The sequence below is a fragment of the Streptococcus sp. 27098_8_51 genome (assembly GCF_041432205.1).
Lineage (GTDB): Bacteria > Bacillota > Bacilli > Lactobacillales > Streptococcaceae > Streptococcus.
The window spans coordinates 21,225-37,782 of sequence record NZ_JAPVZE010000011.1 but is presented as its reverse complement, the minus strand read 5'-3'; the positions used below and the strand labels follow the sequence as shown (position 1 = coordinate 37,782).

The 16,558-nt window shown below is 42.6% G+C and carries 16 protein-coding genes; 13 read left to right on the top strand and 3 right to left on the bottom strand.

Annotation, left to right across the window (positions count from 1 at the left end):
- Positions 1–128: 128 nt before the first annotated feature.
- From O3622_RS07395 to O3622_RS07385, 3 genes are read left to right on the top strand one after another with little or no spacing between them, the layout of a single operon-like run.
- Positions 129–1,187, top strand: coding sequence for an AAA family ATPase (locus O3622_RS07395; protein ID WP_371607279.1), 1,059 nt, complete (start codon positions 129–131; stop codon positions 1,185–1,187).
- A 9-nt stretch (positions 1,188–1,196) separates the two neighbouring features.
- The gene (gene pnuC, locus O3622_RS07390) at positions 1,197–1,976 is read left to right on the top strand and encodes a nicotinamide riboside transporter PnuC (RefSeq protein ID WP_316717684.1); all 780 of its coding nucleotides are present in this window, start codon (positions 1,197–1,199) and stop codon (positions 1,974–1,976) included.
- A gap of 1 nt (position 1,977) precedes the next feature.
- Positions 1,978–2,751 carry an NUDIX hydrolase gene (locus O3622_RS07385; RefSeq protein ID WP_316717686.1) on the top strand — a complete coding sequence of 258 codons (774 nt, stop codon included), beginning with the start codon at positions 1,978–1,980 and terminating at the stop codon, positions 2,749–2,751.
- A 49-nt stretch (positions 2,752–2,800) separates the two neighbouring features.
- Here O3622_RS07385 and O3622_RS07380 read toward each other — a convergent pair whose 3' ends face one another.
- Positions 2,801–3,031 carry a hypothetical protein gene (locus O3622_RS07380; protein ID WP_125423602.1) on the bottom strand — a complete coding sequence of 77 codons (231 nt, stop codon included), beginning with the start codon at positions 3,029–3,031 and terminating at the stop codon, positions 2,801–2,803.
- Positions 3,032–3,295: 264 nt separating this feature from the next.
- On the opposite strand from O3622_RS07380, the gene O3622_RS07375 reads away from it, so the two are divergent.
- Positions 3,296–3,979, top strand: coding sequence for a hypothetical protein (locus tag O3622_RS07375; protein ID WP_125328333.1), 684 nt, complete (start codon positions 3,296–3,298; stop codon positions 3,977–3,979).
- A gap of 65 nt (positions 3,980–4,044) precedes the next feature.
- Here O3622_RS07375 and dusB read toward each other — a convergent pair whose 3' ends face one another.
- The gene (gene dusB / locus O3622_RS07370) at positions 4,045–5,025 is read right to left on the bottom strand and encodes a tRNA dihydrouridine synthase DusB (protein ID WP_000183317.1); all 981 of its coding nucleotides are present in this window, start codon (positions 5,023–5,025) and stop codon (positions 4,045–4,047) included.
- The gene (hslO, locus tag O3622_RS07365; RefSeq protein ID WP_044021568.1) at positions 5,012–5,884 is read right to left on the bottom strand and encodes an Hsp33 family molecular chaperone HslO; all 873 of its coding nucleotides are present in this window, start codon (positions 5,882–5,884) and stop codon (positions 5,012–5,014) included. The genes dusB and hslO overlap by 14 nt, the downstream gene beginning before the upstream one ends.
- A gap of 164 nt (positions 5,885–6,048) precedes the next feature.
- On the opposite strand from hslO, the gene O3622_RS07360 reads away from it, so the two are divergent.
- From O3622_RS07360 to dltD, 9 genes are all read left to right on the top strand, one after another.
- Entirely contained in the window at positions 6,049–7,476 is a 1,428-nt protein-coding gene (locus O3622_RS07360) for a helix-turn-helix domain-containing protein (protein WP_247936301.1), read from the top strand.
- A 156-nt stretch (positions 7,477–7,632) separates the two neighbouring features.
- Positions 7,633–9,141, top strand: a complete 1,509-nt coding sequence (gene glpK / locus O3622_RS07355; protein ID WP_000076796.1) for a glycerol kinase GlpK — start codon at positions 7,633–7,635, stop codon at positions 9,139–9,141.
- 41 nt (positions 9,142–9,182) lie between these two features.
- Positions 9,183–11,009 (top strand): type 1 glycerol-3-phosphate oxidase, encoded by a 1,827-nt coding sequence (glpO, locus tag O3622_RS07350; protein ID WP_084862640.1) that lies wholly within the window; start codon positions 9,183–9,185, stop codon positions 11,007–11,009.
- A gap of 70 nt (positions 11,010–11,079) precedes the next feature.
- Positions 11,080–11,784 carry an MIP/aquaporin family protein gene (locus O3622_RS07345; RefSeq protein WP_020902151.1) on the top strand — a complete coding sequence of 235 codons (705 nt, stop codon included), beginning with the start codon at positions 11,080–11,082 and terminating at the stop codon, positions 11,782–11,784.
- Positions 11,785–12,008: 224 nt separating this feature from the next.
- Entirely contained in the window at positions 12,009–12,140 is a 132-nt protein-coding gene (locus O3622_RS07340) for a teichoic acid D-Ala incorporation-associated protein DltX (protein WP_008276434.1), read from the top strand.
- A 20-nt stretch (positions 12,141–12,160) separates the two neighbouring features.
- On the top strand, positions 12,161–13,711 hold the full coding sequence (gene dltA, locus O3622_RS07335) for a D-alanine--poly(phosphoribitol) ligase subunit DltA (protein ID WP_049477598.1): 1,551 nt from the start codon (positions 12,161–12,163) through the stop codon (positions 13,709–13,711).
- Positions 13,708–14,952 carry a D-alanyl-lipoteichoic acid biosynthesis protein DltB gene (gene dltB / locus O3622_RS07330; RefSeq protein ID WP_247936302.1) on the top strand — a complete coding sequence of 415 codons (1,245 nt, stop codon included), beginning with the start codon at positions 13,708–13,710 and terminating at the stop codon, positions 14,950–14,952. Before dltA ends, dltB begins: the two co-directional genes overlap by 4 nt.
- 13 nt (positions 14,953–14,965) lie before the next feature.
- Positions 14,966–15,205, top strand: coding sequence for a D-alanine--poly(phosphoribitol) ligase subunit DltC (dltC, locus tag O3622_RS07325; protein WP_000351972.1), 240 nt, complete (start codon positions 14,966–14,968; stop codon positions 15,203–15,205).
- A complete protein-coding gene (gene dltD, locus O3622_RS07320; protein WP_000919836.1) occupies positions 15,198–16,466 on the top strand; it encodes a D-alanyl-lipoteichoic acid biosynthesis protein DltD in 1,269 nt (422 codons plus the stop codon). The genes dltC and dltD overlap by 8 nt, the downstream gene beginning before the upstream one ends.
- Positions 16,467–16,558: the final 92 nt, after the last annotated feature.

The window sequence follows — 16,558 nt, the reverse complement described above, 5'->3', positions numbered from 1 at the left end:
CAATCCTGATTCTTTTTTGCTACTTTTTTATAAAAAATGATAAAAAACTATTGACAAAATAAAAATATAGTATATAATAAAAACATAGAAAATAAAAATATCAAAAATTATAAAAAGGCAAAACATTTATGAAAAAGAAAACAGCAGTGGTATTTGGGACCTTTGCTCCTCTCCATCAAGGGCATATCGACCTGATCCAGAGAGCGAAGCGTCAGTGTGACCAGGTCTGGGTAGTCGTTTCAGGCTACGAGGGAGACCGAGGTGAGCAGGTAGGTTTAAGTCTTCAAAAACGATTTCGCTATATCCGAGAGGCTTTTCGGGATGACGAGTTGACCTCTGTCTGCAAGCTGGATGAGACCAACCTTCCCCGTTACCCTATGGGCTGGCAGGAGTGGTTGGACCAGATGTTAGCAGAGATTTCCTATGATGAAACCAAGCAAGAACTGATCTTCTTTGTGGGAGAAGAAGACTATCAGCAAGAACTAGCTAAGCGTGACTTTGAGACCGTTTTGCAAGAAAGAAAATTTGGTATCTCAGCGACTATGATTCGAGAAAATCCAAGCAAATATTGGAAATACATCGCACAACCCTTCCGTCGTCAGTTTACCAAGAAAGTCTTGATTATGGGAAGTGCTAGCAATGGGAAGACCACTCTGGCCAAGGATTTGGCAAGGTATTACGATGCGCCCGTTAGTCTGGAATACGCGCGTGAGTACCAGATCAAAAACAATGTCCGCGACGATGAATTGACCCCAAAGGATTATTATTATCTCCTTTTAGGGCAGTATGACCAGACCTCCAAGTTAATCGATAGCAATGCCAATCGAGGTCTAGTGATAGCCGATACCAACTCCTTGGTAACCAAGGGCTACTATGACTATTACATGGAGACTGAGGATCAAGGGGACTTATCAGGAGAAACCTTTGACAATCTCTTTGTTTCAATCTTGGCTAAGGAAAAATGGGACTTGATTCTCTTTGTGCAGCCTGTTGGTTCCTATGTCAATGACGGATTTAGAGATATGACCATGGCGGAAGACCACATTCGCTACAGTTTTTCCCAGCATTTGGACCAGATGAGGGAGCGATACTTAACCGCCATTCCACTAGTTTATCTAGCGGAGGATTATCTAGGCAATTATGAAGCAGCAAAAGTGGCTATTGATGCCATTTACCAAGCAGATTAGGAGAAAATTATGAAAACAGTAACTAAAAAAATCACACAATTTATCGAAAACTTTAAAAATGTCCATGCAGAAGCCCGCAAGATTGGTTTTGCAGGAATCATGCGCTTGCTATGGAAAGATCTCTTTGTCGGCCGTAGCCTTTTCCAGTGGTTGTATCTTATCGCCTTGTCGAGTGTTCCTTTGATCTTGGAATTCACTCAAAATACGGAAAGTCATGACTGGTTGAGCTTGTTTGCATCCTGGACTGGGATTGTCTGTGTTATCTTGGTAGCAGAAGGGCGTGCAAGCAATTATCTCTTTGGGGCTATTAACTCGGCAATCTACTTGATCTTGGCCATGAATGCGACTTTTTATGGCGAAGTCTTGACGACCGTTTACTTCTTTGTCATGCAGCCGATTGGTCTCTATGCTTGGCTGTCCAATCGTATCAATGAACAGGAAAAACCAGAAGAATCCCACTTTGAAGCTAAGAAATTATCTGTTCTTGACTGGCTCAAGTACTTGGCCTTGACTGCCATTATCTGGATTGGTATGGGCTTGGCTTACCAAAGTATCAATAGCGCTCGCCCTTTCCGTGATAGTGTTACTGATGCGACCAATGGTGTTGGTCAGCTCTTGATGACACGTCTCTACCGTGAGCAATGGATTTTCTGGATTGCAACCAATCTCTTTAGTATTTATCTCTGGTGGGGTGAAAATATCCACATTCAAGGGATGTACTGGGTTTACACACTCAATAGTCTAGTGGGTTGGTACCAATGGACTAAGGCAGTTCGAAAGGGGGCATAAGATGACAGACACAAAGATTCCAGAGGGGATGACGGAAAAAGAATATTATGAAATCCATGCCAATCAGGAGGAGTTTTTAGACTGGTACTACAAGCAGGAACTCCCTCAATACGAAAAACCAAGCGTGACGGTGGATATGGTGGCCTACTGCTTTGTCGAAGGAAAGATCAAGCTCTTACTGACCCGTCGCAAGGCTCACCCTTATCAAAACTGTTTGGCTCTGGTTGGAGGCTTTATGGATAAGGGAGAGGATGCTGCACATGCCTGTCAGCGCGAGGTGAGAGAAGAAGTCAATCTCGATCTACCTTTGGAAAAAATCGAGCAATTAATGACCGTATCGACCCCCGGTCGTGATCCACGGGGCTGGACGGTGACCATTGCCCACTTGGTGTACCTACCTAGTCGTGCCTTAGATCTCGTTCAGGCAGGAGACGATGCCAAGGATGTCGTTTTCGTAGATGTCGACTTTCAGACGGGCAAATGCTTCCTAGAGGGAGTGGAGCTGGAGGAGCAAGCCTTCGCCTTTGACCATTATGCCATTATCCAAGAATCCATCAAACGAATCCAAGGCCGTCTCGACTGGAACCCGACCTTCCTCTATCTGCTGGAAGAGGAGTTCACTGTCTACGAAGGAACTGAACTAGTCAATCTCATCAACCCCGGTCGACCAATTGTCAGCAATAACTTTCTCGTAAAATACGGCGAATATGTAGAAGAAGTCGGACTCAAACGAGTACCCAAAAAGAAACCAAGAAAAACCTATCGATTGAAATAAAAAGTGAGGTCGGGATAAAGTTCCCGACCTCTTTATTTATCATCATTTTTTATGAATGGTTATCTTTCTTAGGATTACTCAACATGTGAGTAAAGAAGTCTTTATATCGATACTTGAGATAGTTCTCATGTAAAAATAACAAAGCGATATAAACAATCATAAAGATTATAGTCAGATAGAAGACATCAAATGCAGTTCGCGCATAGTAAGTGGCTGATTGATAAGAGCCAATAGCTCCCAAAATCAACCAAGGAAGATACTTGTAATACTTATTTAGCATAAGAGCATACCTCCTATATTCTATTTCAATGTTATTATATTCCTTTGTCTAACACAATGCAAGCGATTACACAAAGATGATGTAAAAAATAGGACTCTTATCTAAAAAATTTTCTATTTTTCGTTTCGATTACGAATAGAGATAGTAGAGAGAAATTTTTTTAAATAGTTTCTCTAAATAGTTGACAGATTCAAGGTCTAATGTTACAATTGTATTACAAAAAGATTTCTTAACATTTCAAAAACGTTACAAAGGAGTAGAAAAATGAAAAAGAAAACCTATATCAAATTGATGGCAGCGACTGTATTGGCTTCTACCTTGCTACTGGGAGCTTGTGGAAATAAAAACGAAACCACTCAAACCAGTAGCTCTGCAAAGACAAGTCAATCATCAAGCTCTAAAGCAGCTTCTTCTAGCAAAGAAAGCAAGACACAAAAATCTTCAAACTCAGCTTCATCTGAAAAGGCTCAGGCATCTTCAGGTCAGTCTTCTACAACGCCAGATCAGTCACAAGCGAAACCAGCACCTGAATCAAGACAAGAACAAGCAGCTCCTAGTCAACAAGCCCCATCTCAGGCACCTTCAACTCAGCAAGGTTCTCAAGCCCAGTCTAACCAGTCAGGCTATGATCCAACAACTGACCGCCAACTTCAAGACAAGCAAGCAGAACACAACAAACGCTACAAGGGTGTTTTAACCATGGTCGATGGTGATTTCTCAGCAGCTGCAGGCAACTGGAAGGGAGCAAATGGCGAAACTATTACGGTTTCATCAGGGGGCCAATTTACAGTAGAAACTGCAGATGGAAAGAAAGAAAACTATTCTATCAGAGGCTACTCTTACACACTTGATGATGGCAAGTATAATGCCAAAATAGGTGGAGGAAAAATCATCCAAATTACAACAGGTGCGGATGGTAAAGTTTCAAGCGTTGCCTTGATTCAATAATAGTATCTAGGTTTTCCTAGAATCTAAAAAACCGTAAACTCAAGCGAGTTACGGTTTTTTGTGTATTAAGCTTTATCTAATTGCAATAGAGCTTCAATCTCAGCCAGAGTGCTTGCTTGGGAAATGGCTCCACGAAGTTTGGCAGCGCCAGATGTTCCCCGAAGGTAGTGAGGAGCGAGGCCGCGGAATTCACGAACGGCTACGTTTTCTCCTTTGAGGTTAATCAAGCGTTTCAAGTGTTCGTAGGCGATTTTCATCTTGTCTTCAAATGTCAAGTCAGGGAGAATTTCTCCTGTTTCAAAGTAGTGGTTGATTTGGTTGAAGAGGTAGGGATTTCCCATAGCAGCGCGACCAATCATGACAGCGTCAGCCCCGACTTCTTCGATACGCTGTTTAGCTTCTTGGACCGTACGGATATCACCGTTGGCGATAAATGGAATCTTGGTCAGAGCTTGAGCAACCTTGTGAAGAGTCTCAAGGTCTGCGTGACCTGTGTACATCTGTTCGCGGGTACGGCCATGCATGGCAAGGGCAGACACACCTGCAGCCTCAGCTGCGAGAGCATTCTCCACGGCTAGGGATGGATCAGACCAGCCGGTGCGCATTTTGACAGTGAGGGGGATATCAAGGACAGATTGGACCTTGTTGATAATAGAGTAGATCTTGTCTGGGTCCTTGAGCCACATAGCGCCAGCCTCGTTCTTCACGATTTTGTTAACTGGGCAGCCCATGTTGATATCGACGATATCGGTCTTGGTGTTTTCTTGGATGAATTCTGCTGCGCGTGCGAGGCTGTCTTCATCACTACCAAAAAGTTGGATAGAAACCGGGTTTTCTCCTTCATCGATATGAAGCATGTGTAGAGTTTTTTCGTTGTTGTATTGGATTCCTTTGTCAGAGACCATTTCCATGACAACGAGTCCAGCCCCGAGCTCTTTTGCGATGGTACGAAAGGCTGAGTTGGTCACGCCAGCCATGGGCGCTAAAACAGTACGATTGGGAATCTCAACATTGCCAATCATAAAGGGTGTATTAAGATTTGTCACGAATGAGTTCCTCCAGGTCGTTTTCATCAAAGTTATAAGTTGTTTGGCAGAATTGACAAGTGATTTCTGCCCCGTGGTCTTCCTCTTTCATTTCTTCAAGGTCTGAGCTTGGAAGGCTGGCAAGAGCGTTCATAAAACGATCTTTGCTGCAGTCACATTGGAAACGGATTTCTTCTTCAGATAGACGTTTGTAAGATTCGTCACCATAGATGGCCTTGAGAAGGGCTTCGATATGGTCATCGCTTTCTAGAAGGGTTGAGATGGCTGGCATTTCTTGGATGCGTTTTTCAAAGCGAGCAATCTCTTCTTCCTTGGCTCCTGGTAATACTTGGAGAAGGAAACCTCCGGCAACTTCGACCTTGTCGTCTTTATCCAAAAGAACATTGAGCCCGACTGCTGAAGGGGTTTGTTGGCTTTCAGTCAGGTAATAGGCCAAGTCTTCACCGATTTCCCCAGAAATGAGAGGAGTCATGGAGTTGTAAGGATTTCCAGTACCGTAGTCTGTGATAACGAGAAATTGGCCATTGCCGACAAAAGGACCGACTAGGACTTCACCCGTTGCAGTTTTTTTGATATCTACACCGGGATTTTGCACATAGCCTTTGACATTGCCCTTGGTATCTGCGACAGTGATGATGGCACCGAGAGAGCTCGTTCCAAGAACTTTTACAGTAATCTTGGTATCTCCTTTTTCATTGGCTGCGAGAATCTGGCTAGCGATAAGGGTGCGACCAAGTGCAACGGTTGAACTGGCTTGAGTTTGATGTTTTTCTTGAGCAGTGCGGACGGTTTCCGTGCTATCAAGGACAAAAGCACGAAAAGTTCCGCTTTCTGATATAGTTTTAATAATTTTATCCATAGCTACTATTTTAGCATAAAAATGCCCAAAGGGGGAGCCGTGTGTTTGCTGTTTCTCTGGAATAATGACGAGGAAATCAACTTTAAAATAAAATGAGAAACAGATTATTTCCGCATTTCTAAGATTTATGCTATTCTTGTAGGAGAAAATGAAAGGGGTAACAAATGTATTTAGGCGATTTGATGGAAAAAGCAGAATCTGGTCAATTTTTAGTCCTTTCCTTTCTATTACAAGATTCGCAGACAACCGTCAAGGAAGCCATGGAAGAAACAGGTTTTTCAAAGGCGACCTTAACCAAGTACATTTCTCTGATTAACGAAAATGCCTTGGAAAGAGGTTTAGAGCTGACCATCCATTTGGAAGATGAAAATCTGCGTCTGTCGATTGGTGCAGCTACCAAGGGGAGAGAGATTCGGAGCTTGTTTCTAGACAATGCCATTAAGTACCAAATTTTGGTTTACCTTCTCTATCACCAACAGTTTCTAGCTCATCAGTTGGCTCAAGAATTGATGATTAGCGAGGCCACGCTTGGTCGCCACTTAGCTAGTCTAAATCAGATTTTGTCAGAGTTTGACTTATCCATCCAAAATGGCCGTTGGCGAGGTCCGGAGCATCAGATTCGCTATTTCTATTTCTGTCTTTTCCGCAAGATTTGGTCCAGTCAGGAGTGGGAAGGTCACATGCAGAAAGCTGAGAGAAAACAAGAGATTGCTACCCTAGAAGAAATCTGCGGTGCTAGCTTGTCTTCGGGGCAGAAATTGGACTTGGTTCTCTGGGCTCATATCAGTCAACAGCGTCTTCGGGTCAATGCCTGTCAGTTTCAGGTTATAGAAGAAAAAATGCGAGGGTATTTTGACAATATTTTCTATCTTCGTTTGCTTCGAAAGGCTTCGTCCTTTTTTGCTGGGCAACATATCCCTCTAGGAACTGAGGATGGTGAGATGATGGTATTCTTTTCATTTCTCCTTTCCCATCGTATTTTGCCCCTTCATACTATGGAGTATATCCTTGGTTTTGGTGGGCAATTAGCTGATTTGCTGACGCAATTGATTCAAGAGATGAAGAAGGAGGAGCTGCTGGGGGACTACACAGAGGACCATGTCACCTATGAACTCAGCCAGCTCTGTGGTCAAATTTATCTATACAAGGGCTATATTTTACAAGATCAGTACAGATACCAGACAGAGAATCGTCATCCCTATTTGCTGATGGAACATGATTTTAGAGGGACTGCAGAGAGAATTTTTCATGCTATACCTGCCTTTCAGCAGGGGACGGATTTGGATAAGAAAATTCTCTGGGAATGGCTCCAGTTGATAGAGTATATGGCAGAAAATGGTGGCCAACATATGAGGATTGGTCTGGATTTGACATCTGGTTTCCTTGTCTTTTCTAGGATGGCTGCCCTTTTGAAACGGTATTTGGAATACAATCGTTTCATTACTATTGAAGCCTATGACCCCAGTCGACATTATGATTTGTTGATTACCAACAACCCTATTCATAAGAAAGAACAGACTCCGATCTATTATTTAAAAAACGACTTGGATATGGAGGATTTGGCAAAGATTCGTCAGATGCTCTTTGCCTAAAAGACCTGAATTTTCAGGTCTTTTTTGTGAAATTCGCACAATCTCCTCACATTTTTTTAAAATTTAAAAAAAATTGATGGACAAGAAAGCGCTTTATTTTGTATACTAGTTACTGTAAAGAGGGACCCCCTCAAGATTTTATCAGGAGGACAGCACATGTCACAAGAAAAATACATCATGGCCATTGACCAAGGAACGACCAGTTCTCGTGCCATCATTTTTAACAAAAAAGGAGAAAAAGTCAGCTCTAGTCAAAAAGAGTTCACTCAGATTTTCCCTCAAGCAGGTTGGGTAGAGCACAATGCCAATGAAATTTGGAACTCTGTTCAGTCAGTTATCGCGGGTGCTTTCATCGAAAGTGGTGTGAAACCAAGTCAAATCGAAGCAATCGGGATTACCAACCAGCGTGAAACAACTGTCGTCTGGGATAAGAAAACAGGGCTCCCTATCTATAATGCTATCGTTTGGCAATCACGCCAGACAGCACCTCTGGCTGAACAACTAAAAAGCCAAGGTTATGTGGAAAAATTCCATGAAAAGACTGGTTTGATCATTGATGCTTACTTCTCAGCTACCAAGGTTCGTTGGATTTTGGACCATGTAGAAGGCGCTCAAGAGCGAGCTGAAAAGGGTGAATTGCTCTTTGGTACTATCGATACTTGGTTGGTTTGGAAATTGACTGACGGTGCGGCTCACGTAACGGACTACTCCAATGCGGCTCGTACCATGCTTTATAATATTAAAGAACTCAAATGGGATGATGAGATTTTGGAAATCCTCAACATTCCGAAGGCTATGCTTCCAGAAGTTCGTTCTAACTCTGAAATCTACGGCAAGACTGCTCCATTCCATTTCTACGGTGGAGAAGTACCAATTTCAGGTATGGCTGGGGACCAACAGGCAGCCCTCTTCGGTCAGTTGGCCTTTGAACCAGGTATGGTCAAAAATACTTATGGAACAGGTTCTTTCATCATTATGAACACTGGTGAAGAGATGCAGTTGTCTGAAAACAACCTTTTGACAACGATTGGTTATGGAATCAACGGCAAGGTTTACTATGCCTTGGAAGGTTCTATCTTCATCGCAGGAAGTGCCATTCAGTGGCTTCGTGATGGACTTCGCATGGTTGAAAATTCACCAGAGTCTGAAAAATATGCTCTCAATTCTCACAACAATGACGAAGTTTATGTCGTACCTGCCTTTACAGGTCTAGGTGCTCCATATTGGAACCAAAATGCTCGTGGTTCGGTCTTTGGCTTAACTCGTGGAACAAGCAAAGAAGACTTTATCAAGGCTACTCTGCAATCCATCGCTTACCAAGTACGTGACATCATCGATACCATGCAGGTGGATGCGCAGACTGCTATTCAAGTCCTCAAAGTCGATGGTGGTGCTGCTATGAACAACTTCCTCATGCAGTTCCAGGCTGACATTTTGGGAATCGATATTGCCCGTGCTAAAAACTTGGAAACAACTGCCTTAGGTGCAGCCTTCCTAGCTGGTTTGGCAGTGGGTTACTGGAAGGATTTGGACGAGTTGAAACTCTTGAACGAGACAGGAGAACTCTTCGAGCCATCGATGAACGAATCTCGCAAGGAACAACTCTACAAGGGCTGGAAGAAGGCTGTAAAAGCAACGCAAGTCTTTGCGGAAATCGATGACTAATACTGGAAGAATAAAGCGACTTAGTTAGAAAGTGTGTAAATATGGAATTTTCAAAGAAAACACGTGAATTATCAATTCAAAAAATGCAGGAACGTACCTTGGACCTCTTGATTATCGGTGGAGGAATTACAGGGGCTGGTGTAGCCTTGCAGGCAGCGGCTAGCGGTCTTGAGACTGGTTTGATTGAAATGCAGGACTTCGCAGAAGGAACATCTAGCCGTTCAACAAAATTGGTTCACGGTGGTCTTCGTTACCTCAAACAATTCGACGTAGAAGTGGTATCAGACACTGTTTCTGAACGTGCTGTAGTTCAACAAATCGCTCCCCACATTCCGAAACCAGACCCAATGCTCTTACCAGTTTACGACGAAGATGGAGCGACCTTTAGCCTCTTCCGTCTTAAAGTAGCCATGGACTTGTACGACCTTTTGGCAGGAGTTAACAACACGCCAGCTGCTAACAAGGTTTTGAGTAAGGAAGAAGTCTTGGAACGCCAGCCAAACTTGAAGAAAGAAGGCTTGGTAGGAGGTGGGGTTTACCTTGACTTCCGTAACAACGATGCGCGTCTCGTGATTGAAAATATCAAACGTGCCAACCAAGACGGTGCCCTCATTGCTAACCACGTGAAGGCAGAAGGCTTCCTCTTTGACGAAAGTGGCAAGATTACAGGTGTTGTAGCTCGTGATCTCTTGACAGACCAAGTCTTTGAAATCAAGGCCCGTCTGGTGATTAACACAACAGGTCCTTGGAGTGATAAAGTACGTAACTTGTCTAATAAGGGAACACAATTCTCACAAATGCGTCCAACCAAGGGAGTTCACTTGGTAGTGGATTCAAGCAAGATCAAGGTTTCACAGCCGGTTTACTTTGATACAGGTTTGGGTGATGGCCGTATGGTCTTTGTTCTCCCACGTGAAAACAAGACCTACTTTGGTACAACGGATACAGACTACACAGGTGATTTGGAACATCCAAAAGTGACTCAGGAAGATGTGGATTACCTACTTGGCATTGTTAACAACCGCTTCCCAGAAGCTAACATTACTATCGATGATATCGAAAGCAGCTGGGCAGGTCTTCGTCCATTGATCGCAGGCAATAGCGCTTCTGACTACAATGGCGGAAATAACGGAACTATCAGTGATGAAAGCTTTAACAACTTGATCGCGACTGTCGAATCTTATCTCTCTAAAGAAAAAACGCGTGAAGATGTTGAGTCTGCTGTCAGCAAGCTTGAAAGCAGCACATCTGAGAAACATTTGGACCCATCTGCAGTTTCTCGTGGTTCGAGCTTGGATCGTGATGACAATGGCCTTTTGACCCTTGCTGGTGGTAAAATCACAGACTACCGTAAGATGGCTGAAGGAGCTATGGAGCGCGTGGTTGACATCCTCAAAGCAGAATTTGACCGTAGCTTTAAACTTATCAACTCTAAGACTTACCCTGTTTCAGGTGGGGAATTGAACCCAGCAAATGTTGATTCAGAAATCGAAGCCTTTGCGCAACTTGGAGTGTCACGTGGATTGGATAGCAAGGAAGCTCACTATCTCGCAAATCTCTATGGTTCAAATGTACCGAAAGTCTTTGCTCTTGCTCATAGTTTAGAACAAGCACCAGGACTCAGCTTGGCAGATACTTTATCACTTCACTATGCAATGCGCAATGAGTTGGCTCTTAGCCCAGTTGACTTCCTCCTTCGTCGTACCAACCACATGCTCTTTATGCGTGATAGTTTGGATAGCATCGTTGAGCCAGTTTTAGATGAAATGGGACGATTCTATGACTGGACAGAAGACGAGAAAGCAACTTACCGTGCGGATGTTGAAGCAGCCCTTGCTAACAACGATCTAGCGGAATTGAAAAATTAAGAAAAACTAGAAGAGAGGGAGACAAGCCTTCCTTGCCTTCCCTCTCCTTCTTTAAAATGGAGACAACGATATGATGAAAGAATTATTTGGAGAATTTTTGGGGACTTTAATCCTGATTCTTCTAGGAAATGGTGTTGTTGCAGGTGTGGTTCTTCCTAAAACCAAGAGCAACAATGCAGGTTGGATTGTGATTACTATGGGTTGGGGAATTGCTGTAGCCGTTGCGGCTTTTGTATCTGGCACGCTCAGCCCAGCCCACCTAAATCCAGCTGTAACGTTTGCGATGGCCTTAAAAGGAACGCTCTCTTGGGCTTCCGTTTTCCCATACATCCTAGCTCAGTTCGCAGGGGCTATGCTGGGTCAGATTTTGGTTTGGTTGCAATTCAAACCGCATTATGAGGCAGAAGAAAATGCAGGCAATATCCTGGCAACCTTCAGTACTGGACCAGCTATAAAAGATACTGTATCAAACTTGATTAGTGAAATCCTAGGAACTTTTGTATTGGTATTAACAATCTTTGCTTTGGGACTTTATGACCTTCAAGCAGGAATCGGAACCTTCGCAGTGGGAACTTTGATTGTCGGTATCGTTCTATCACTAGGTGGAACAACAGGTTGTGCCTTGAACCCTGCGCGTGACCTTGGACCTCGTATCATGCATAGCATCTTGCCAATTTCAAACAAGGGAGACGGAGATTGGTCTTACGCTTGGATTCCAGTTGTGGGACCTGTTATCGGTGCAGCCTTAGCAGTTCTCGTATTTTCACTTTTCTAAGATAAAAGAGTTATTGGCAACAGAGTTTGAGATGGAAATCTCAGGCTCTTTTTTGATGGCCAAAACATTAATATTTTAACTTATCTTAAAATAAGCTAAAACCAATTTTTAAGTTATGGTAAACAGTTGAAAAAAAGGTTGATAAAGTGGTAAAATGTTAGGAAGATAAGATGCTAACAATACATACTGATAGTTAATAGAAATAATATATTAATGGATAGCTTATGAAAAAACAACGAAATTTACATGTATTCTTAGGCCGGACGGCTCTATATTTTGTAATCTTACTTGGTTTGCTTTATTTTTTTAGTTACCTTGGTCAGAGCCAAGGCACCTTTATTTATAATGAGTTCTAGTTTAAAGGAGAAGAGGAACAGTGTTTAATAAACCGATAAAAGATATGATTGAAACGATTGAGCACTTTGCTCAAACGCAACCAACATATCCTGTCTACAATGTTTTAGGTCAAGAACATACTTATGGTGATCTGAAGGCTGATTCGGATAGTTTGGCTGCAACCATCGATCAACTAGGCTTGCCTGAGAAATCTCCAGTCGTCGTTTTTGGCGGACAGGAATATGAGATGTTGGCTACCTTTGTAGCGCTAACTAAGTCAGGTCATGCCTACATTCCAATTGATAGCCATTCGGCCTTGGAACGGGTAGCTGCTATCGTAGAAGTTGCAGAGCCAAGCTTGATTATTGCCATCTCAGATTTTCCATTAGAGCAAACTAGCACAGCGATGCTGAATTTGGAGCAAGTCCATGAAGCTTTTGCTCAAGCTTCCAGCTACGAGATGACCCATCCAGTCAAGGGGGATGACAACTACTACATCATCTTTACTTCTGGTACGACTGGTAAGCCTAAGGGAGTGCAGATTTCCCAGGATAATCTCCTCAGCTTTACCAACTGGATGATTACAGATAAGGAATTTGCGACGCCAAGTCGTCCACAAATGCTGGCTCAGCCCCCTTATTCTTTTGACCTATCTGTCATGTATTGGGCGCCAACCTTGGCACTGGGTGGTACGCTTTTCGCTCTTCCTTCAGCCATTACTCAGGACTTCAAAAAACTCTTTGCGACAATTTTTTCCTTGCCCATTGCTATCTGGACCTCAACACCGTCCTTTGCAGATATGGCCATGTTGTCAGAAGACTTTAATAGTGAGAAAATGCCAGGAATCACGCATTTCTACTTTGATGGTGAAGAATTGACGGTCAAAACTGCTCAAAAACTGCGCGAGCGATTCCCAAATGCCCGTATTATCAATGCCTACGGACCAACAGAAGCGACGGTAGCTTTGTCAGCAGTTGCCGTCACTGATGAGATGTTGGCGACTCTCAAACGCCTGCCAATCGGCTATACCAAGGCGGATTCTCCGACCTTTATCATTGATGGGGAAGGTAAGAAAGTTCCAAATGGTGAACAGGGAGAAATCATCATTTCTGGACCAGCTGTTTCAAAAGGCTATATGAATAATCCTGAAAAAACGGCAGAAGCTTTCTTTGAGTTCGAAGGTCTTCCAGCCTACCACACAGGGGATGTAGGAACCATGACAGATGAGGGCTTGCTTCTCTATGGTGGACGAATGGATTTCCAGATTAAGTTTAATGGTTATCGCATTGAGCTGGAAGATGTCTCTCAAAACCTCAACAAGTCTCGCTTTATCGAGTCGGCTGTTGCTGTCCCACGTTATAACAAGGACCACAAGGTACAAAATCTACTGGCCTATGTCATCCTAAAAGACGGTGTCCGTCAGCAGTTTGAGCGTGATATCGATATTACCAAGGCTATCAAGGAAGACCTAGCAGATATCATGATGTCCTATATGATGCCGTCTAAGTTTCTCTATCGAGACAGTTTACCACTAACGCCTAATGGTAAAATTGATATCAAGGGCTTGATTAACGAGGTAAACAGTAGATGATGGAGCTTTATAAACAGCTACCTCATTTGGAACCTTATGGTGATCTTCAGTACTTTTTATACGTAATTGCTGCGACTTTACCTATCTTTATTGGTCTTTTTTTCAAGAAACGTTTTGCCTTGTACGAGGTGCTCGTTAGTCTCTTCTTTATCCTCACCATGTTGGTCGGTGGAAAGACGAATCAAATAAGCGCTTTGATCCTTTATGTTATCTGGCAAGTACTTCTTGTATCTTTCTACAAAAGGTACAGGAAACAACGGGATAGTAAATGGATATTTTACCTGGTTAGCTTTTTATCCCTATTGCCAATCGTCTTTGTGAAAGTATCTCCTGCTATTCATGGACCTCAATCTTTGTTTGGATTTTTAGGGATTTCTTACTTGACCTTTCGTGCAGTTGGGGTTATCGTTGAGTTGAGAGACGGTGTCATCAAGGAATTAACGATCTGGCAATTCTTACGTTTTCTTCTCTTTATGCCGACTTTCTCAAGTGGTCCCATTGATCGTTTTAAACGCTTCAATGAAAATTACGAGACCATTCCTGAGCGGGATGAGCTGATGGATATGCTAGAAGAGGCTGTCAAATATATCATGCTTGGCTTCCTCTACAAGTTTATCTTGGCTCACATTTTAGGAGAGACATTATTGCCTCCGCTGAAAAATTTGGCCTTGCAGACAGGTGGTTTCTTTAACCTCTACGCTTTAGCGGTCATGTACACCTTTGGTCTGGAGCTCTTCTTTGACTTTGCGGGCTACTCTATGTTTGCCTTAGCCATTTCAAACTTGATGGGGATTCATAGTCCTATCAACTTTAACAAGCCCTTTTTGTCAAGGGATTTAAAAGAGTTTTGGAATCGCTGGCATATGAGTCTGTCTTTCTGGTTCCGTGATTTTGTCTTTATGCGGATGGTCATGGTGTTGACCAGAAAGAAGGTCTTTAAAAATCGCAATGTGACCTCAAGTGTAGCCTATATTCTCAATATGCTGATTATGGGATTTTGGCATGGTGTGACCTGGTACTATATCGCCTACGGGCTTTTTCATGGGATTGGGCTAGTCATCAATGACGCTTGGGTTCGTAAGAAAAAAGCGCTCAATAAAGAACGGAAAAAAGCTGGAAAGGGTTCCTTACCTGAGAATCGCTGGATTCAGTTACTTGGCATGGTTGTCACCTTCCATGTCGTGATGGTTTCATTCTTAATCTTTTCTGGATTTTTGAATGATTTATGGTTTAAAAAATAAAAGGATGTAAAAAATGGATATCAAATCAGAAGTTATTGAAATTATTGATGAGTTGTTTATGGAAGATGTTTCTGACATGATGGATGAAGATCTTTTTGATGCCGGTGTCTTGGATAGCATGGGAACGGTTGAATTGATTGTGGAGATTGAAAACCGTTTTGACATTCGTGTACCAGTGACGGAGTTCGGTCGTGATGACTGGAATACGGCTAATAAAATCGTAGAAGGTATTACGGAGTTGAAGAATGCTTAAACGCTTGTGGCTGATCTTCGGGCCTATCTTCATTGCTGGATTTTTGGTTCTTCTACTCATCTTTTTTTATCCAGGTACAACAAGCCATAATCTGACGGAGGAGAAATATTCGGCGGCTTCTGTTAGTGCAGAGAGTTTTAAAGAGAGAAGCCAAAAAGTAAGGGCTCTTACGGATCCAAATATGCGTTTTATTCCTTTTCTAGGGTCCAGTGAATGGATTCGATTTGATAGTGTCCATCCAGCTGTTTTAGCGGAAAAATACCATCGTCCCTATCGTCCTTACTTTCTAGGTCAAGCAGGAGCAGCCTCTCTCAATCAATATTTTGGCCTACAGCAAATTTTGCCAGAAATAGAGAATAAGCAGGCTGTATTTGTGATTTCGCCTCAGTGGTTTACGGAGACAGATTATGAACCCGCAGCGTTTCAGAGATTTTTTAACAGTGACCAATTGACAGCTTTTTTGGGAAATCAATCTGGTGACATTGCTGCAAAGCATGCGGCTATTCGATTGTTAAAGCAGAATCCTAATGTTGCATTAAAAGGCATTGTTCAAAAACTGTCAAAGGGTGAAGAATTATCAGATGTTGATCAGGTTGCTATTGATCTTTTTGCGCGATTCAACGAAAAACAATCCGCTCTCTTTGGACAATTCTCCATTCGAGGACAACTCAAGTACAAGGAACACGTGGAGAACTATTTAAAAGATCTTCCGGATCAATTTTCTTATGAGGAGTTAGAAAAAATTGTTCGTAAGGACGCAGAAGCAAATACGACCAATAACGATATGGGGATGGAAAATCATTTCTATACGAGAGAGATTCAAAAGGATTTAAAAAAATGGGAAGGATATCAAAAAAATTACAACTTCCTCAAGTCCTCTGAATATAATGATTTGCAGCTGGTCCTCAATCAATTTGCTAAGTCGAATGTCAATGTGCTCTTTGTCATTCAGCCGGTTAACAAGAAGTGGATGGAGTACACAGGGCTCAGCGAAGAGATGTACCAGCATGCAGTGGAGAAAATTCGTTACCAATTAGAAAGTCAGGGTTTTACCAATATTGCTGATTTTTCAAAAAATGGAGGGGACCCTTATTTTGTTAAGGATACCATTCATCTAGGATGGTTAGGTTGGCTGGCTTTTGATAAGGTTGTCAATCCTTTCTTGACGGATCCGAAACCAGCTCCAGACTACAAGATGAATGACCGCTTCTTTAGCAAGGACTGGGCGACCTATGATGGGAATATCAAAGATTTCCAATAAAATAAGCTAAAAGTTTGGGATTTAAACCCAAGCTTTTTTGTTTAAATGGCGAATATTTAAGATGAAAATAGGTCAAAAGTTTCAAAATTTTT